The 17,040-nt window shown below is 65.1% G+C and carries 17 protein-coding genes; 14 read left to right on the top strand and 3 right to left on the bottom strand.

Translation table 11 applies throughout. The annotated features are described in order from the left end of the window. Positions 1-57 precede the first annotated feature (57 nt). From mutL to NCT05_RS03290, 3 genes are all read left to right on the top strand, one after another. Positions 58-2,019: a DNA mismatch repair endonuclease MutL gene (gene mutL / locus NCT05_RS03300; RefSeq protein ID WP_250501732.1), complete on the top strand. Its 1,962-nt coding sequence runs from the start codon at positions 58-60 to the stop codon at positions 2,017-2,019. After that, on the top strand, positions 2,016-2,963 hold the full coding sequence (gene miaA, locus NCT05_RS03295) for a tRNA (adenosine(37)-N6)-dimethylallyltransferase MiaA (RefSeq protein WP_250501731.1): 948 nt from the start codon (positions 2,016-2,018) through the stop codon (positions 2,961-2,963). Before mutL ends, miaA begins: the two co-directional genes overlap by 4 nt. A gap of 155 nt (positions 2,964-3,118) precedes the next feature. Next, positions 3,119-3,556 carry a hypothetical protein gene (locus NCT05_RS03290; RefSeq protein WP_244807701.1) on the top strand — a complete coding sequence of 146 codons (438 nt, stop codon included), beginning with the start codon at positions 3,119-3,121 and terminating at the stop codon, positions 3,554-3,556. Positions 3,557-3,619: 63 nt separating this feature from the next. Here NCT05_RS03290 and purM read toward each other — a convergent pair whose 3' ends face one another. Beyond that, positions 3,620-4,675, bottom strand: coding sequence for a phosphoribosylformylglycinamidine cyclo-ligase (purM, locus tag NCT05_RS03285; RefSeq protein ID WP_008351388.1), 1,056 nt, complete (start codon positions 4,673-4,675; stop codon positions 3,620-3,622). Between the two features lie 250 nt (positions 4,676-4,925). Between purM and hda the strand changes: the two genes are divergently transcribed. The 7 genes from hda (at position 4,926) to NCT05_RS03250 (ending at position 10,562) form a co-directional block, all read left to right on the top strand. Beyond that, the gene (gene hda, locus NCT05_RS03280; RefSeq protein ID WP_008351391.1) at positions 4,926-5,720 is read left to right on the top strand and encodes a DnaA regulatory inactivator Hda; all 795 of its coding nucleotides are present in this window, start codon (positions 4,926-4,928) and stop codon (positions 5,718-5,720) included. Between the two features lie 11 nt (positions 5,721-5,731). Then, complete coding sequence (locus tag NCT05_RS03275; RefSeq protein ID WP_008351393.1) at positions 5,732-6,418, top strand: histidinol-phosphatase; 687 nt, start codon at positions 5,732-5,734, stop codon at positions 6,416-6,418. Continuing rightward, positions 6,411-7,988 (top strand): polynucleotide adenylyltransferase PcnB, encoded by a 1,578-nt coding sequence (gene pcnB, locus NCT05_RS03270; RefSeq protein ID WP_008351395.1) that lies wholly within the window; start codon positions 6,411-6,413, stop codon positions 7,986-7,988. Before NCT05_RS03275 ends, pcnB begins: the two co-directional genes overlap by 8 nt. A gap of 78 nt (positions 7,989-8,066) precedes the next feature. Continuing rightward, positions 8,067-8,621 (top strand): 2-amino-4-hydroxy-6-hydroxymethyldihydropteridine diphosphokinase, encoded by a 555-nt coding sequence (gene folK, locus NCT05_RS03265; protein WP_008351396.1) that lies wholly within the window; start codon positions 8,067-8,069, stop codon positions 8,619-8,621. After that, entirely contained in the window at positions 8,618-9,298 is a 681-nt protein-coding gene (locus NCT05_RS03260) for a deoxynucleoside kinase (protein WP_008351398.1), read from the top strand. The genes folK and NCT05_RS03260 overlap by 4 nt, the downstream gene beginning before the upstream one ends. A gap of 38 nt (positions 9,299-9,336) precedes the next feature. Continuing rightward, positions 9,337-10,152, top strand: coding sequence for a 3-methyl-2-oxobutanoate hydroxymethyltransferase (gene panB, locus NCT05_RS03255; protein ID WP_034470688.1), 816 nt, complete (start codon positions 9,337-9,339; stop codon positions 10,150-10,152). A gap of 110 nt (positions 10,153-10,262) precedes the next feature. Further along, positions 10,263-10,562 carry a hypothetical protein gene (locus tag NCT05_RS03250; RefSeq protein ID WP_008351402.1) on the top strand — a complete coding sequence of 100 codons (300 nt, stop codon included), beginning with the start codon at positions 10,263-10,265 and terminating at the stop codon, positions 10,560-10,562. Positions 10,563-10,580: 18 nt separating this feature from the next. Here NCT05_RS03250 and NCT05_RS03245 read toward each other — a convergent pair whose 3' ends face one another. Continuing rightward, on the bottom strand, positions 10,581-11,513 hold the full coding sequence (locus tag NCT05_RS03245; RefSeq protein ID WP_250501868.1) for a CopD family protein: 933 nt from the start codon (positions 11,511-11,513) through the stop codon (positions 10,581-10,583). A gap of 461 nt (positions 11,514-11,974) precedes the next feature. Between NCT05_RS03245 and NCT05_RS03240 the strand changes: the two genes are divergently transcribed. From NCT05_RS03240 to NCT05_RS03225, 4 genes are all read left to right on the top strand, one after another. Then, on the top strand, positions 11,975-12,721 hold the full coding sequence (locus tag NCT05_RS03240) for a c-type cytochrome (protein WP_008351405.1): 747 nt from the start codon (positions 11,975-11,977) through the stop codon (positions 12,719-12,721). Between the two features lie 21 nt (positions 12,722-12,742). After that, on the top strand, positions 12,743-14,041 hold the full coding sequence (locus NCT05_RS03235; RefSeq protein WP_008351407.1) for a c-type cytochrome: 1,299 nt from the start codon (positions 12,743-12,745) through the stop codon (positions 14,039-14,041). Positions 14,042-14,133: 92 nt separating this feature from the next. Continuing rightward, positions 14,134-14,754 (top strand): PAQR family membrane homeostasis protein TrhA, encoded by a 621-nt coding sequence (gene trhA / locus NCT05_RS03230; protein WP_008351409.1) that lies wholly within the window; start codon positions 14,134-14,136, stop codon positions 14,752-14,754. Positions 14,755-14,990: 236 nt separating this feature from the next. Continuing rightward, a complete protein-coding gene (locus tag NCT05_RS03225) occupies positions 14,991-16,499 on the top strand; it encodes a DEAD/DEAH box helicase (protein ID WP_008351412.1) in 1,509 nt (502 codons plus the stop codon). A 15-nt stretch (positions 16,500-16,514) separates the two neighbouring features. Here the strand turns inward: NCT05_RS03225 and NCT05_RS03220 are convergent, their stop codons facing one another. Next, positions 16,515-17,027 carry a PNPOx family protein gene (locus NCT05_RS03220; protein WP_250501730.1) on the bottom strand — a complete coding sequence of 171 codons (513 nt, stop codon included), beginning with the start codon at positions 17,025-17,027 and terminating at the stop codon, positions 16,515-16,517. Positions 17,028-17,040 lie beyond the last annotated feature (13 nt).

Below are 17,040 nucleotides of genomic sequence, written 5' to 3'. Positions count from 1 at the left end.
GGACCGATGCAGCCGGCCACTCGAAGCCCGAACGTTGCGAATCGTTATAATTTCGCCATGTCCGACCTAAACGAAACCTCCGCTGGCGCTTCGACAGCCGATGCCGCGCGCCGTCCGCGCGCCATCGCCCCGCTGCCCGATCAGCTCATCAGCCAGATTGCCGCTGGCGAAGTGGTGGAGCGGCCTGCGTCGGTCGTCAAGGAACTGCTGGAAAACGCACTCGACGCCGGCGCGACGACACTGCGCATCACGCTCGACGAAGGCGGCGTGAAACGCATCGTGATCGCCGACGACGGCTGCGGCATTCCGCCGAACGAGCTTCCGCTCGCGCTGATGCGCCACGCGACCAGCAAGATCCGCTCGCTCGCGGAACTCGAAGCCGTCGCGACGCTCGGGTTTCGCGGCGAGGCGATTGCGTCGATCGCGTCGGTTGCGGAACTGTTCATCACGAGCCGCACCGAAAGCTGCCCGCACGCGACGCGCATCGACGCGCAAACCGGCGCCATCTCGCCCGCCGCGGGCACCGTCGGCACGACAATGGAAGTGCGCGAGCTGTATTTCAACACGCCCGCGCGCCGCAAATTCCTGAAGAGCGAGCAGACCGAGCTCGGGCATTGCCTCGACGTGATTCGCCGCACGGCGCTCGCACGGCCCGACGTCGCGATTTCAGTGATGCACAACGGCAAAGCCGTCGAGCACTGGAACGCGAGCGATCCGCAGACGCGCGTCGCGAAGATTCTCGGCGAGGTGTTCGAAACCGCGCATCTGCCGCTCGACGAACGCGCCGGGCCGCTTGCGGTCTACGGCTGCGCGGGTTTGCCGACCGCGAGCCGCGGGCGCGCCGATCAGCAATATTTCTTCGTGAACGGCCGCTTCGTGCGCGACAAGCTGCTCACGCACGCCGTGCGCGCCGCGTATGAAGATGTGCTGCACGGCAATCGCTATCCGGCGTACGTGCTGTTTCTCGATTTGCCGCCCGAATCCGTCGATGTGAACGTGCATCCGTCGAAGATCGAAGTGCGCTTTCGCGATTCGCGCTCGATTCATCAATACGTCTTTCACGCCGTGCAGCGCGCGCTGGCGCGGCATGCGGGCGCGTCGCCGGAAACGACGGCGGGCGGACACGCGGCGCAATTGCAGCCGACCGGGCCGGCTTCGTTCAGCGCAAAGCCTTTCGCCGGCACGCCGGATTCGCTCACGCTGAAAAGCGAGAACGGCACGAACTGGATGCGCCAGTCGCGCATGACGCAGGGCACGCTGCCCGTCGCGCAGCCGCTCGCGCTTTACGACGCGCTGTTCGGTCGCAAGGACATCGGCGCGGGTACGTCAGGCGCGACGACGACCATCGACACGCCGTATCCGTCGATGAACGAGCGCCCTCCCGCGCCGCTGATCGCCAGTGACAGTGCGGACAGTGCGCTCGATCACGCCGATGAACAGCCGCTCGGTTTCGCCGTCGGCCAGATTCACGGCATCTATGTTTTGGCGCAGAACGCGCGCGGCCTCGTGATCGTCGACATGCATGCCGCGCACGAGCGCATTCTTTACGAGCAATTCAAGCACGCGCTCGCCGATCGCGCGATCGCGGTGCAGCCCCTGCTGATTCCCGTGTCGATGACAGCGGAGCCGGTCGAGATCGGCATCGTCGAGGAAGAGCGCGCGACGCTCGATGCGCTCGGCTTCGATGTCGCGGTGTTGTCGCCGACGTCGATCGCGATCCGCGCCGTGCCCGCGTTGCTGAAGGACGCCGACCTGCAATCGCTCGCGCGCGCCGTGCTCGCCGATCTGCACGCCTATGGCGGCTCGCGCGTGCTCACCGAACGTCAGCACGAATTGCTCGGCACGCTCGCGTGTCATAACGCGGTGCGCGCGAATCGCCGGCTCACGCTCGACGAGATGAACGCGCTCCTGCGCCAGATGGAAGCGACCGAGCGCGCCGATCAGTGCAATCACGGCCGTCCGACGTGGTATCAGCTCACGCTCGCCGATCTCGACCGACTCTTCATGCGCGGACAATGAGCGCTTCCGCCTTGCCTGTCGCGTGTCTTCTCGGGCCGACGGCGTCGGGAAAGACCGCGGCCGCGCTGGCGTTCGCGGCGCTGCATCCGGTGGAAATCGTCAGCGTGGATTCGGCGCTCGTCTATCGCGAGATGGATATCGGCACGGCCAAGCCGAACGCCGAGGAGCGCGCGGCGGCGCCGCATCATCTGATCGATATCATCGATCCCGCCGAAACGTATTCCGCCGCGCAGTTTCGTGCGGATGCGCTGCGGCTCGTCGGCGAGATCGTCGCGCGCGGCAACGTGCCGTTGCTGGTCGGCGGGACGATGCTGTACTACAAGGCGCTGACACAAGGTCTGAACGATCTGCCGACCGCCGATGCCGACGTGCGCGCCGCCCTCGACGCCGACGCCGCCCGCGATGGCTGGCCCGCGCTGCATGCGCGGCTCGCGGCGGTCGATCCGCAAACCGCCGCGCGGCTTGCGCCGAACGACTCCCAGCGCATCCAGCGCGCGCTCGAAATCTTCATGCTGTCCGGCCAGCCGATGTCCGCGCTGCTCGCCGCGCCGCGCGTTCAGGATGCGGATGCGCCGTATCGCTTCGTGCCGGTCGCGCTGGAGCCGTCGGATCGCGCGGTGCTGCATGCGCGCATCGCCGCACGTTTCGATGCGATGCTCGCGCACGGCTTCATCGACGAAGTGCGCGCGTTGCGTGCGCGCGGCGATCTGGATATTTCGATGCCGTCGATGCGCTGTGTCGGCTATCGGCAAGCGTGGGACTATCTCGACGGCACGACGGGTTACGACGAGATGCGCGACAAGGGCATTTTCGCGACGCGGCAGTTGTGCAAGCGGCAGTTGACGTGGCTGCGCGCGATGCCGGAGCGAGTCGTGGTGGATTGCTGCGCGGGGGACGCGACGGAGCGGGCGGTAGCAGCGATTAGGAAAACTTCGAAAGTCTGAAAAGTCATACTGAAATTTTGCACACGATCGTTCTATAAGCTCAGTATCAAAAGGCTTGGCTGAGCGGCGCCACTGCGCCACGGGCTCGCCAATGTCAGACAGTCACGGCCGCGACCGAAAGCTTCCAAGGCAGGAAGGACACTTTAACGCTCCTGATGCCGCGGCTGTCGTTTCCGTCCGGCGATACAGCGTTGATGCCACCTGGCTTGAAGATGTACGTGCCGCGCTACGAGGCGCTTACGACGTTCCTTCGGGTCGATCTATCCGAAAAATACAGCGACCCACGCACGCTCGATCAATTGAGCGCGTGGTACAAGCGAGAAATCCAATCGTTTGGCGGCCATCGCTACATGCGGGTGCAGGGGACCTCTATCGGGCTGCTCACGGAGAGCGCGAACTGGATCGTCGAATACAACGGCGCGTTGTACAAGGGCGAGTTGCTTACACCCGGATTGCGCCCGCCTTACCTGCCCAACGGCGTTTCGCACGTCGATCCAAGACCGGCCTATAACAAGACAGCTATGGACTTCCTCCTCACGCAACTGGGGCCGAATCCGCAGCAAATTCGGTCGCCTTACATGCGGCCGATGTAATCCCCAAACAAAAAACCCTCGCACTTCGCGAGGGTCTTTCTTATCAGCGCGACAACGGCACTATCAAACCACCACCGTCTGCGCCTCACCTTCCTTGCTCTCGCGCACGACGCCGATCTTCCACACCTGCTCGCCCGCGCCCGACAACAGGCCGGTTGCCGCATCGGCATCTTCCGCCGCAACGATCACCGCCATGCCGATACCGCAGTTGAACACGCGATGCATCTCCGCATCCGCGACGCCGCCGTGCTTCTGCAGCCACGCGAACAGCGGCGGCAGCGGCCACGCGCGATGATCCAGCTCCGCCGTCAGCCCATCGCGCAGCACGCGCGGAATATTCTCGACGAGACCGCCGCCCGTGATATGCGCCATGCCCTTCACCGTGACGCTTTGCATCGCCGACAAGAGCGGCTTCACGTAGATGCGCGTGGGCGCCATCAGCGCGTCGGCAAGCGTTCGGCCGTCGAAATCGGCGTTGAGATCCGGATTCGCGCGCTCGATGATCTTGCGCACCAGCGAATAACCGTTCGAGTGGATGCCGCTCGATGCCAGGCCCAGCACGACATCGCCCGGCTTGATCGTGCTGCCGTCGATGATCTTGCTCTTTTCCACCGCGCCGACCGCGAAGCCCGCGAGGTCGTATTCGCCGTCCGGATACATGCCCGGCATTTCCGCCGTCTCGCCGCCGATCAGCGCGCAGCCCGCCAGCTCGCAGCCCGTGGCAATGCCCTTCACGACGTCCGCCGCGGTGTCGACATCCAGCTTGCCGCACGCGAAGTAATCGAGGAAGAAGAGCGGCTCGGCGCCCTGCACGAGAATGTCGTTGACGCTCATCGCGACGAGATCCTGGCCGACCGTGTCATGCCGGTTCAGCGTGAACGCGAGGCGCAGCTTCGTGCCGACGCCGTCCGTGCCCGATACGAGCACCGGCTCCTTGTACTTCTTCGGCACCTCGAAGAGCGCGCCGAATCCGCCGATGCCGCCCAGCACGCCGTCGCGCAACGTTTTCTTGGCAAACGGCTTGATCCGGTCGACGAGCGCGTCGCCCGCGTCGATGTCCACGCCCGCGTCGCGATACGACAAACCTTGGGCGTCCGGTGCGGATTTCGGTTGATTCATGGAGGGAGGAGCAAGAAGGTCGGTAAAATGCGATTTTACCCGATGATGACCCGTCGACGGTCGGCCAGCCGGATTTTCCCGCGCACGCCAGAATCCGCGAAGGCGCTTTTTTCGAGATCGCAGACAATCTCAGAAGCGCCCGAGCCATTGGCGCGCAAGGCCGTCCGCCGCGGCTTTGCGCGTATACCCGCAGCTCATCCGGCAGTTTTCAAGATTCGCCCGACTCAAGGCCCGACGATACCGATCTCCCGTGCAACGCCAACTGACGCTCGATCTGGGCACGCCGCCGCCCGCCACCTTCGATAATTTTTTCGCCGCCGGCAATCACGAACTGATCGCGCGGCTGCGCGAACTCGAAGGCGCGCTCGCGGCCGGGCCGGTCGCCGACCGCACGTTCTACGTGTGGGGCGAGCCGGGCAGCGGCCGCAGCCACCTGCTGCAGGCGCTCACGCACGAGGCGAACGGCCATGCGCGCTATCTCGGCCCGCAGAGCGCGCTCAACGCATTCGGGTTCGATCCGCGCGTGACGCTTTACGCCGTCGACGATTGCGACCGCCTTTCCCCCGCGCAGCAGATCGCCCTTTTCAATCTCTTCAACGAAGTGCGCGCATATCCGGCGAGCGCGCTCGTGGCCACCGGCAACGACGCGCCGCTCGCGCTCACGGTCCGCGAAGACCTGCGCACGCGGCTCGGCTGGGGCCTCGTGTTCCATCTTCAGCCGCTTTCCGACGAAGCGAAGGCATCGGTGCTGAAGCACGCGGCGCGCGAACGCGGCATCGTGCTCGCCGACGACGTGCCCGCCTATCTGCTCACGCACTTTCGCCGCGACATGCCGAGCCTCATGGCCCTGCTCGACGAACTCGACCGCTTCTCCCTGGAACAAAAGCGCGCGGTGACGCGAGCGCTGCTGCGCACGATGCTCCAGCAAACCGGCCGGGCCGCGCCCCTCGTTCCCGTATCGGCGCCGGAAGAAACGCCCGCCGATCCGAACGGCCCCGAATCCGGCCCCGCCGCGCCGGACAACGATCCGACCCGCTTCAAGTAGAATGCGCTCCCATGAACCTTGCCCTCTTTGATCTCGATCACACGCTCATTCCCACCGACAGCGACCACGAATGGGGCCGCTTCATGGTGAAGCTCGGCATCGTCGAGGCGGAATCCTTCGCGCGTCAGAACGACGCCTTCTACGCCGATTACAAGGCGGGCGTGCTCGACATCAACGCGTATCTGCACGCGATGCTGGCCCCGCTCGCAAAATACTCGCGCGAACAGCTCACCGACTGGCACGCGCAATTCATGCGCGAAGTGATCAACCCGCGCATCGTGCCGGCCGCCGTCACGCTCGTGCGCGAGCATCAGGACGAAGGCGATCTCTGCTGCCTCGTCACCGCGACGAACGCGTTCATCACCGCGCCGATCGCCGAAGCCTTCGGCATCGAAACGCTGATCGCCTGCGAAGTCGAAACGGTCGACGATCATCCGCTCGGCGCGCTCACCGGCCGGCCGACGGGCACGCCGAGTTATCGCGAAGGCAAGATCGTGCGCGTCGAGCAATGGCTCGCGACGCTCGGCAAGACGCTCGACGACTTCAAGCACAGCTATTTCTACAGCGACTCGCACAACGACATCCCGCTGCTCGAGCGCGTCACGGATCCGGTCGCGACCAATCCCGACGACACCCTGCGCGCGCACGCGCAAGCCAAAGGCTGGCGCATCCTGAACCTGTTCGACACTCGTGATTAAAAAACTCATCCGCAAGCTGTTCGGGCAAGAAACCGCCTCTGCCGACGAAGGCCACGACGTCCCCGCCGCTGCTTCCGAAGCCGCGCCGAAACCCGCTCGCAAGAGCACGCGCAAGAAAGCCGCCGCGCCCGTGAAGCGCGATCCGAACGTGCCGGTCATCCTGTCGTCGGAGATTCACGGCATCGATCCTTCGCTGATCTCGAAGAACGCGATACGCGTGACCGACGGCCTGCAGCAGGCCGGGCATCGCGCGTTCATCGTCGGCGGCGCGGTGCGCGACCTGCTGCTCGGCGTCGCGCCGAAAGACTTCGACGTCGCCACCGACGCCACGCCCGATCAGGTGCAGAAGCTCTTTCGCCGCGCGCGCATCATCGGCCGGCGCTTCCAGATCGTGCATGTGCAGTTCGGGCAGGAGATCATCGAGACATCGACGTTCCGCGCGCTCATGGACGCGCCGCCGGAGCCTTCCGCCGAACCGCCGCGACGCCTCAAGCGCGGCGAGCTCGATGCGCGCACGCACGCCGTCGATGCGAGCGGCCGCGTGCTGCGCGACAACGTCTGGGGCGAGCAGCACGAAGACGCCACGCGCCGCGACTTCACCATCAACGCGATGTACTACGATCCGGCCACGCAAACGGTGCTGGATTATCACGACGGCATGGCCGACATCCGCGCGCGCCTGTTGCGCATGATCGGTGATCCGGCCACGCGTTATCGCGAAGATCCGGTACGCATGCTGCGCGTCGTGCGTTTCGCGGCGAAGCTCGGCTTCGAGATCGATGAAGCCACGCGCGCGCCGATCAAGGATCTCGCCGACCTGATGAACAACGTGCCGGCCGCGCGTCTCTTCGACGAGATGCTGAAGCTGCTCTTGTCCGGCCATGCGCTCGCGTGTCTCACGCGGCTGCGTCAGGAAGGGCTGCATCACGGCGTGTTGCCTCTGCTCGATGTCGTGCTCGAACAGCCGCACGGCGAGAAGTTCGTCACGCTCGCGCTCACCAGCACCGACGAGCGCGTGCGCGCCGGCAAGGGCGTGTCGCCGGGCTTTCTCTTCGCGACGCTCCTGTGGCACGACGTGCAGACGCGCTGGCAGCAATACACCGCGAACGGCGACTATCCGGTGCCCGCATTGCATCGCGCGATGGACGATGTCCTCGATATGCAGACGGAGAAACTCGCGATCCACAAGCGCTACTCGTCCGACATGCGCGAGATCTGGGGTCTTCAGCATCGGCTGGAAAAACGCGGCCGCAGCGCGCTGAAGCTGCTGGAACACCAAAGATTCAGAGCGGGGTATGATTTCCTGCTGTTGCGTTGCGAATCGGGCGAGCTCGATGCGGCCATCGGCCAATGGTGGAGCGACTTCATCGACGGCGATCACGCCGAGCGCGAAGCACTCCTGTCGCAAGGCGGCAAGGATCGCAACGCACCGAAGAAGCGCCGGCGCCGCAGCAACGCGAAGCGTCGCTCGGGCGAACCCGGCGCGCAGGACGAGCAAGCCGCGCAGGCAGGCAATGACGACGCGGTATCGAGTGCGGCGAACAGGCGCGAAGCCGCCGACGACGAGTAACGCCGGATTTGGTTACAGTAGCGAAGAGCGATCCTGTTCTCCCGCTTTCCGCTGTGACCCACGCGTAGGACTTCTGCCATGACGATTGCTTATCTGGGCCTGGGGGCGAATCTCGGCGATGCGCGCCAGACCCTGAAAGACGCAGTCGTGTGTCTCGCCCAGCAGCACACGATCACCGTGCTCGCGAAATCGAGCGTCTATCGCACCGCGCCGATCGATTCATCGGGCGACGATTACTTCAATTGCGTCGTCAAGCTCGAAACGAGCCTGCCCGCGCGATCGCTGCTGCGCCTGTGTCATCACATCGAGTTGCAGTTCGGGCGCGAGCGGCCGTATCGCAATGCGCCGCGCACGCTCGATCTCGACATCCTGCTGTACGGCGCATCGAGCATCGACGAAGCCGATCTCGTCGTGCCGCATCCGCGCATGACCGAGCGCGCCTTCGTGCTCGTGCCGCTCGTCGAGCTCGAGCCGGATCTCATCCTTCCTCAACGCGGTCGCGCCGATGCGTTCATCGACGGCGTCGCCGATCAGCGCATCGAGAAAGTCGCGACGTGTCAGTGCATGGTCGCGACGCAACCGCGCGGCTCCAACGCAACCGACTCCCCTTCCACGAAGACAGACTGCCGATGAGCGTTCCGCCACTCACCGTCACCGCGCCTCAACTGCGGCCGCCGCATCGTTACATCGCGATCGAAGGGCCGATCGGCGTCGGCAAGACCACGCTCGCGACGCTGCTCGCCGAACGGTGGTCGATGCGCACGCTGTTCGAGCGCCCGCAGGACAATCCGTTTCTCGAGCGCTTCTATCGCGACACCACGCGGCACGCGCTCGCCACGCAGTTGAGCTTCGCGTTGCAGCGCGCATCGCAGACGCAGGAAGCCGCCGATATCGTCACGAGCGGCGCCGCGCTGATGACCGACTTTCTCACGCAGAAGAGCGAGCTCTTCGCGCGCCTCACCCTGCCCGACGACGAGTTCCAGCTCTACAAGGACATCGCCTCGCGCATTCATGCGAGCGCGCCCGCACCCGATCTCGTCGTCTATCTGCAGGCGAGTCCGGAAGTGCTTTTTTCGCGCATCCAGAAGCGCGCGCTGCCGATGGAGCTGCAAATTTCCGATTCGTATCTGCGCGCGCTCTGCGATGCTTATAACGACTTCTTCTATCACTACGACGCGACGCCGTTGCTCACGGTGAACGCGGAGCACCTGAACCCGCTCGCCTCGGATGACGACCTCGCGCTTCTGATCGAGCGCATCGGCGCCATGCGCGGGCGCAAGGAATTCTTTGTCAAAGGCGTATCGGTCTGAATTCGCAGCCCGGCCACGCTCTCTTCAGTGAAACGACCATGACGTATCTGCAGGAAACGAATCGCGCGACGATCACCGTCCCCAAGCTCCAGACCATGCGCGAAAACGGCGAGCGCATCGCGATGCTCACGTGTTACGACGCGAGCTTCAGCGCGCTGCTCGAACGCGCGGGCGTCGATGTCATGCTGATCGGCGACTCGCTCGGCAATGTGCTGCAAGGCCACAACACGACACTGCCAGTGACGCTCGCGGACATCGCGTATCACACGGCGTCGGTCGCGCGCGGCAATCGCAGCGCGCTGATCGTCGCGGACATGCCGTTCGGCACCATCGGCTCGAAGGAAGACGCCTATGCGAACGCCGTGCAACTGATGCGCGCGGGCGCGCAGATGGTGAAGATCGAAGGCGGCGAATGGCTCGCGGATACCGTGCGCTTTCTCGTCGAGCGCTCGATTCCGGTGTGCGGGCACGTCGGTCTCACGCCGCAATCGGTGCACGCATTCGGCGGCTTCAAGGTGCAGGGCAAGTCCGAAGCGGCGGCCGAGCAGATGAAGCGCGACGCCATCGCGCTGCAGGAAGCCGGCGCGCAACTGCTCGTGATCGAAGCCGTGCCGACGTTGCTCGCGCGCGAAGTGACCGCAGCGCTCGCGATTCCGACGATCGGCATCGGCGCGGGCGTCGACTGTTCCGGACAAGTGCTCGTACTGCACGACATGCTCGGCATCTTTCACGGCAAGCGGCCGCGCTTCGTCAAGGATTTCATGCAGGGTCAGCCGAACATTTTCGCCGCCGTCGAAGCCTATGTGCGCGCGGTGAAGGACGGCAGTTTTCCCGGGCCGGAGCACACGTTCTGAGCGAATGCGGCCCCGCGCGGGCCGCGCTTCACGATCTGCGTTTTCTCGTACATACTGGCGAGCTTCTTGCGCATACGCTGCCGATAGTCACCAAAAAAGCGAGAACAATCATGTGGCAGGTCCTTCCCGATGAATACGTCCGTGCCCAGCTCGCGGTCGGCTCGCTCGTCGCGCTGGGCGTGGCGCGCGTGGTGGCCGCGGGAATCGGGGCGCAGCGCGGCTGGCGCATCGCGGCCGTGACGCGCTGGTTCATCGGTGCGGCGGTCGTGTTCTGCCTGCCGCAACTGGTCGAAGTGATCTTCGTCGGCGGTTCGCATACGGCGTTCGTCGAGTTGCAGGGCAAGATCATCGGCTGCGCGGTGGCGCTGTTTTGCGCGCCGATCGTCAGTCACAGGCTCGGCTACGAGTAACGCCGCGCGTCGCCGTTTTCATCCCGCGAGCGACGAACCCGGCACGCTGTGCGACAGCACCGCCGCCGCCACGAAGACACCCGCCATCATCAGCGCTTCGACGCGCATCACGTTGATGACCGTATGCGCGTCCATCGTCGATGCCGAGCGCGACAGGCGCGGCAACGCCGACCAGCGGTTGAGCGCGCCGAACGCGAGCGCCGCCGCAACCAGCAGCATCTTCACGATCAACGCATGACCCCACGCGCTCGCGGTCAGCACCGCGGCCGATCCGCCGATGCCGCGCCACGCGTTGAACACGCCCGTCAGCACGACGAACGCGACCGCGACCGACGCCGCTCGCGACATGCGCGCGACCGTGCGGATCAGATATGCGCGCGCAAGCGACGTATCGAGCGCCGGCAACACGAACGCACCCGCGATCACAATGCCGCCCCACGCCGCCGTCGCGAGCAGATGCAGCGTCTGAACCGCTTCGGCGAGCGAGAACGCGCCGGCATCGGCGGCATGGCCGATCGCCGATTTGCCCGCCGCGACGATCAGCGCGGCAACGAGCGCCATGCCGATCCGCGTACCGGAAAGCGCGCCGCCGCCCGCCGACGCGAGCAGCAACAGCACGCTGCCCGCCAGTGCCACCGACCAGCCGATGCCCGCGTGCGTGCCCGTCGCGACGAGCCACAACGCGCCGCCCGCCTGCACGATCGGCGCGCCGCTCATCGCCGCCGCCTGCAGCCACAACGAAGCGAAGTTGCACAGAACGAGCGCGATGGCTGCGATCGGACCGCCGCGCGCCGCCCACAACCAGCCGCGCCGCGCGGGCGATACGGTCGCGAACGCCTGTTCGCGCGACAGCCACACGTTCAGCAGCAGCGCGCCGAGTACGCAGGCGAAGGCCAGATCGGCGAGCGCGGCGAAGGCCGTCTGCGCGAGCGAGAGAGGATCGTCGTTCATCATGCGGAACCCGGCGCGGCGTGAACGCGCATTGCTAAAGGGAAGGTCATCGAAGGAATTTTGCGGAGTCTGAATGAAGGTCCACGGTGCAGCACAGCATCGAACACGAGCGAAACGCCTTGAATTTTTGCCGGACGCTTCCGAAACTGCATGAAGCACGTCGATCGGGCGTCTCGCATCGAGTCGAATATTTGTCGAGAGGCAATGAACCACACGCGCCTAGGAAGTTCGTCGCGGGTGGTCAATAGCCGCGCGGCATATTGTCGCGAATGCGCTGCAGCGGGACTTAGAGCGAGATTGTGTCAAATAGTCATCATCATGCATCGATGATAGAATGCCGCGTCGCATCAGAGGCTCGTCGAGCCGCTGTGGCCGTGGTCCGCCACCCACCGCCCCCTGCGTGGCCGTGGTTCGCCACCTTCGCACCGAGCCGCACGAAGCTCGGCAGGTCCCCGAATTTCATGGAGTGTCGCGTGTTTTCAAGACGCATTTTTCGTCCGCTGCTCGCTATGGCTTTTGCCTCGGCTCTGGTAGGCAGCGCTGGCGTTTTCAGCTCCGCCGCGCAGGCGCAGAACCAGCCGATCGCACCGGACACGATGGCCGCGCGCGTGCAAGGCTGTACCGCGTGCCACGGCGTTCACGGTGAAGGCACGGACAACGATTACTTCCCGCGTCTTGCCGGCAAGCCTGCCGACTATCTGTACAACCAGCTCCAGAATTTCCGCGAAGGGCGGCGCAAGTACCCGCCGATGAACTACCTCGTCACGTATCTCTCGGACGATTACCTTCATCAGATCGCGACGTACTTCTCGAACCAGCGCCCGCCGTATCCGACGCCCGTGAAGTCGAACGTGTCGGCCACGACGCTCGCGCGCGGCCAGCAGCTCGTGCTGAACGGCGATGCATCGAAGAACATTCCCGCGTGCGCGGCCTGCCACGGCAAGGGTCTGACCGGCATGCAGCCGGCCATCCCGGGTCTCGTCGGCCTGCATTCGGACTACATCAGCGCGCAAGTCGGCGCATGGAAGTCGGGCACGCGTCACGCGAAGGCGCCCGATTGCATGCAGCAGATCGCCTCGCGCCTGACGGACGACGACGTGACCGCCGTCGCCGCATGGCTCTCTACGCAAACCGCACCCGCCAACCCGGTGCCCGCGCCCGCTGGCTCGTTGAAGATGCCGCTCAAGTGCGGCAGCGAACCGCAATAAGGCGTCTGGAGCGACAACACAATGAAACGCAAGTCCCTGTTCGCACTTTCCTCGGCTGTCGTGGTGGCAGCCGTCGCAGCCGGCGCCGTCCTCTGGTCGGGCGGCGACAACCTGCATTCGGGCGGCGCCATCGCGGCGACGCCTGCCGACAAAGCCGCGCTCATCAAACAAGGTGAGTACCTCGCCCGCGCCGGCGACTGTATCGCGTGCCACACGGTTCGCGGCGGCAAGGAATTCGGCGGCGGCCTGCCGATGGCCACGCCGTTCGGCACGATGTTCACGCCGAACATCACGCCGGACGATCAATACGGCATCGGCAAGTGGACCTCCGACGACTTCTATCGCGCGATGCACACGGGCCGCTCGAAAGACGGTTCGCTGCTCTATCCGGGCTTCCCGTTCACGAGCTACACGAAGGTCACGCGCGCGGACTCGGACGCGATCTACGCGTATCTGCGCTCGGTGCCGCCGGTTTCCGAACCGAGCCGTCCGCATGAACTGCGCTTCCCGTTCAACAACCGCAACCTGCTGATCGGCTGGCGCACGCTGTTCTTCTCGGAAGGCGAGTACAAGCCGGATCCGACCAAGTCGGTCGAATGGAACCGCGGCGCGTATCTCGTCGAAGGCCTCGGTCACTGCGGCATGTGCCACACGTCGATCAACGCGATGGGCGGCCCGGTCAGCTCGGCGGCCTTCGCGGGCGGCCTCATCCCGCTGCAGAACTGGTACGCGCCGTCGCTGACGTCGAACAAGGAAGCCGGTCTGGGCGACTGGGACCTGAAGGACATCAACGATCTGCTGAAGACCGGCGTGTCGCAGCGCGGCGCGGTGTTCGGCCCGATGGCGGAAGTGGTTCACAACAGCCTGCAGTACATGACCGACGCGGACATCAACGCGATCTCGACGTATCTCAAGTCGATTCCGCAAAAGAAGGAAGCGCCGGAAGTCATGCAGCTGGAGACGTCCGAGAAGTTCGGCGGCGAACTGCTCACGCTCGGCAAGAAGGTCTACACCGAAAACTGCGCGAAGTGCCACGCGGAGAACGGTCTCGGCAAGCCGCCTGCATACCCGCCGCTCGCGAACAACCAGTCGATCCAGATGCAATCGGCCGTCAATCCGATCCGTATGACGCTGAACGGCGGTTATCCGCCGAGTACGGAAGGCAACCCGATGCCGCACGGTATGCCGCCGTTCGCACAGTCGCTGTCGGATACGGAAGTCGCCGCAGTCGTGACGTACATCCGTATGTCGTGGGGCAACCACGGCACGCCGGTGTCGCCGCAGCAGGTGAGCAACCTGCGTTCGGCGCCGCTCGACTGATGGCTTCATAGGTCCTTCGCCGGGACAGCGTACAATACGCATATGGGGCGCAGCCTTCGTGGCCGCGCCCCTTGTCTTTTGGTGAATTCGATATGCATGTCGGCGAGCGTTTCAACAGCATCAGCCATTTGATCGGCGCGCTGCTGTCGGTTGCGGGTCTGGCTGCGCTCGTCACGATGGGCGCGCTCGACGGTGACGCGTACAAGGTCGTGAGCTTCGCGGTGTACGGCGCGATGCTCTGCGCGCTCTACGTGATCTCCACGCTGTATCACTGCGCGCGCTCGCCGCGCATGAAAGCGATACTGCAGAAGTGCGATCACTCGGCCATCTACTTGTTGATAGCCGGCAGCTACACGCCGTATACACTAGTGACCTTGCGCGGTCCCTGGGGCTGGTCGCTCTTCGGCGTGAGCTGGGGGCTCGCCGCGCTCGGGATCGTGCAGGAACTCACGCTCGGGCGGCGAACCCGCAGCGTTTCGATGGTGCTGTACGTGTTGATGGGATGGCTCGCGCTCGTAGCCATTCATCCGCTCGTGACGGCGCTGCCGCCCGCGGGAACCGCGTGGCTGGTGGCGGGCGGCGTCGTGTACACCGCGGGCATCTGGTTTTTCATCAACGACGAGCGCATCCGGCACGGACATGGCATCTGGCATCTGTTCGTGCTCGCAGGCAGCCTGTGCCAGTTCGTGAGCGTCGCGCGCTATGTCGCGTGAGCGCCGGCTGGAACGGGTGCCGCAGCGTCGAAGTGTCCATCGATGCAACTAAGCGCCAGATGACGTGTCTTGATAGCACGTCGAACCTCGCGGCAACGCCCGGCGATCGCTGATCGCCAACTGGCCCGCCGCCCGATTTTCCTTCGAGCGATGCACATGCGCTCTGCCGGCCGAAACTTTTCGCCGTGGCCCATTCGCATGCGCGCCGTTCGACACAACGAATAAGCATCCAATTTATGTCCTTTGATTCACTCGGCCTGTCCGAACCTCTGCTTCGCGCCGTCAACGAACTCGGCTATTCCAGTCCCACTCCGATCCAGCTTCAGGCGATTCCTGCCGTTCTGAAAGGCGGCGATCTGCTCGCGGGTGCGCAGACGGGCACCGGCAAGACCGCCGGCTTCACGCTGCCTATCCTGCAGCGCCTGTCGCAACTCGCGCCCGTCACGGGTGGCGCCAAGCGTCCGGTGCGCGCGCTCATCCTCACGCCCACGCGCGAACTCGCCGCGCAGGTCGAAGAAAGCGTGCGCGCGTACGGCAAATATCTGAAGCTCAAGTCGACGGTGATGTTCGGCGGCGTCGGCATCAATCCGCAGATCGACGCGTTGAAGCGCGGCGTCGATATCGTCGTGGCGACGCCGGGACGTCTGCTCGATCACATGCAGCAAAAGACGATCGACGTTTCGCAGCTCGAAATTCTCGTGCTCGATGAAGCCGACCGCATGCTCGACATGGGCTTCATCCACGACATCAAGCGCGTGCTCGCGCGCCTGCCGGCGAAGCGCCAGAACCTGCTGTTCTCGGCGACTTTCTCCGACGAGATCAAGGCGCTCGCCGACAGCCTGCTCGATTCGCCCGCGCTGATCGAAGTCGCGCGCCGCAATACGACGGCTGAGACCGTCGACCAGAAGATCCATCCGGTCGATCGCGATCGCAAGCGCGAGTTGCTCACGCATCTGATCCGCGGCAACAACTGGTTCCAGGTGCTCGTGTTCACGCGCACGAAGCACGGCGCGAACCGGCTCGCCGAGCAGCTCACGAAAGACGGCATCAGCGCGCTCGCGATTCACGGCAACAAGAGCCAGTCGGCCCGCACGCGCGCGCTCAGCGAATTCAAGGCCGAGACGCTGCAGGTGCTCGTCGCCACCGATATCGCGGCGCGCGGCATCGACATCGATCAGTTGCCTCACGTCGTCAACTTTGATCTGCCGAACGTGCCGGAAGACTATGTGCATCGCATCGGCCGCACGGGTCGCGCGGGCGCGGAAGGCGAAGCGGTGTCGCTGGTGTGCGTGGACGAGCATCAACTGCTGAAGGACATCGAGCGCCTCATCAAGCGGCCGATTCCGCGCGAAGTGATTCCCGGCTTCGAGCCGGATCCGAACGCGAAGCCGGAGCCGATCCAGCGCCGCAGTCAAGGACGCGGCCAGGGACAAGGTCAAGGTCAGGGACGCCAGAATCCGCGTAACGGCGAGGGACGTTCGAGTGGCGAAGCACGCCGCGAAGGCGGCCGTCCGAACGGCGATGCACGCGGCGCGCGTCCGGCGAAGCCGAACAACGGCGGCGCGCAGCCTTCGCGCGATGCGCGCACTCACAGCAAGCCGAACGTGAACGCGGGTTCCGCGCCGCGTCGTCAGGAGCCGGTTCAGGCCGGTCAGGTCGCGAACTCGCGCAAGCCTGGCGGCAATCCCGGCGCATTGCTCGGCGGACGGCGCGACGCATTGCGATCGGGCGATCGCAGCCGTTGATGCATCTGTCGTGATTCAGGCGGCGACGCTCGCCGCCCGCTTCAGCCAGTCGAGTTGCTCGCGCCAGCGCGCGAGCGCCGATTGCGCTTCGGTCAGTTCGAAGGCGATTCCGTTCGTGAGTCGCGCATATCCCACCCGTTGAACCTCACCGCTCTCGATCGTGCCGACGAAGCACGCGAGCGGCACATCGTCGAGCGGCACGCGACGCACGTCCAGATGCACTTGATAAAACGCCTCATCGGATACGAAGGCGAGTGTCGCGCGTCCGCTCGCGGCGACAGCCTGCGCCGTCCGCGACGACGGCCACAACGCGAACGCGAGTCTGCGCGCATCCGGCGCGTACAGCTCACCGGCGCTCAACAAAGCGGTTCGCACGCGATGAGCCTGGTCCGCCGCGCATAGCGAAACGGTGAAGCCGTCGTCGGCGCGAGCGAGCGTGCCGTCGAAGCGCGCGCGCAGCTCGGGCGGCCATTCATCGAAAGCGGATTGCGACGAAAGCGACGGTCGGGGCGTGTTGTGATCGGTCATGAAAAGATGCCGG

The sequence above is a fragment of the Caballeronia sp. AZ7_KS35 genome (assembly GCF_023631045.1).
In the GTDB taxonomy this organism is placed as follows: domain Bacteria; phylum Pseudomonadota; class Gammaproteobacteria; order Burkholderiales; family Burkholderiaceae; genus Caballeronia; species Caballeronia zhejiangensis.
The sequence above is the reverse complement of the archived record's forward strand: the minus strand, read 5'-3'. Positions and strand labels throughout refer to the sequence as shown.

Bases quoted from the DNA above. Each gene is read 5' to 3' on its own strand.
- mutL (WP_250501732.1), top strand. From the start codon at position 58: ATGTCCGACCTAAACGAAACCTCCGCTGGCGCTTCGACAGCCGATGCC.
- miaA (WP_250501731.1), top strand. From the start codon at position 2,016: ATGAGCGCTTCCGCCTTGCCTGTCGCGTGTCTTCTCGGGCCGACGGCG.
- NCT05_RS03290 (WP_244807701.1), top strand. From the start codon at position 3,119: ATGCCGCGGCTGTCGTTTCCGTCCGGCGATACAGCGTTGATGCCACCT.
- purM (WP_008351388.1), bottom strand. From the start codon at position 4,675: ATGAATCAACCGAAATCCGCACCGGACGCCCAAGGTTTGTCGTATCGC.
- NCT05_RS03275 (WP_008351393.1), top strand. From the start codon at position 5,732: ATGAACCTTGCCCTCTTTGATCTCGATCACACGCTCATTCCCACCGAC.
- folK (WP_008351396.1), top strand. From the start codon at position 8,067: ATGACGATTGCTTATCTGGGCCTGGGGGCGAATCTCGGCGATGCGCGC.
- NCT05_RS03260 (WP_008351398.1), top strand. From the start codon at position 8,618: ATGAGCGTTCCGCCACTCACCGTCACCGCGCCTCAACTGCGGCCGCCG.
- panB (WP_034470688.1), top strand. From the start codon at position 9,337: ATGACGTATCTGCAGGAAACGAATCGCGCGACGATCACCGTCCCCAAG.
- NCT05_RS03250 (WP_008351402.1), top strand. From the start codon at position 10,263: ATGTGGCAGGTCCTTCCCGATGAATACGTCCGTGCCCAGCTCGCGGTC.
- NCT05_RS03245 (WP_250501868.1), bottom strand. From the start codon at position 11,513: ATGAACGACGATCCTCTCTCGCTCGCGCAGACGGCCTTCGCCGCGCTC.
- NCT05_RS03240 (WP_008351405.1), top strand. From the start codon at position 11,975: ATGGAGTGTCGCGTGTTTTCAAGACGCATTTTTCGTCCGCTGCTCGCT.
- NCT05_RS03235 (WP_008351407.1), top strand. From the start codon at position 12,743: ATGAAACGCAAGTCCCTGTTCGCACTTTCCTCGGCTGTCGTGGTGGCA.
- trhA (WP_008351409.1), top strand. From the start codon at position 14,134: ATGCATGTCGGCGAGCGTTTCAACAGCATCAGCCATTTGATCGGCGCG.
- NCT05_RS03225 (WP_008351412.1), top strand. From the start codon at position 14,991: ATGTCCTTTGATTCACTCGGCCTGTCCGAACCTCTGCTTCGCGCCGTC.
- NCT05_RS03220 (WP_250501730.1), bottom strand. From the start codon at position 17,027: ATGACCGATCACAACACGCCCCGACCGTCGCTTTCGTCGCAATCCGCT.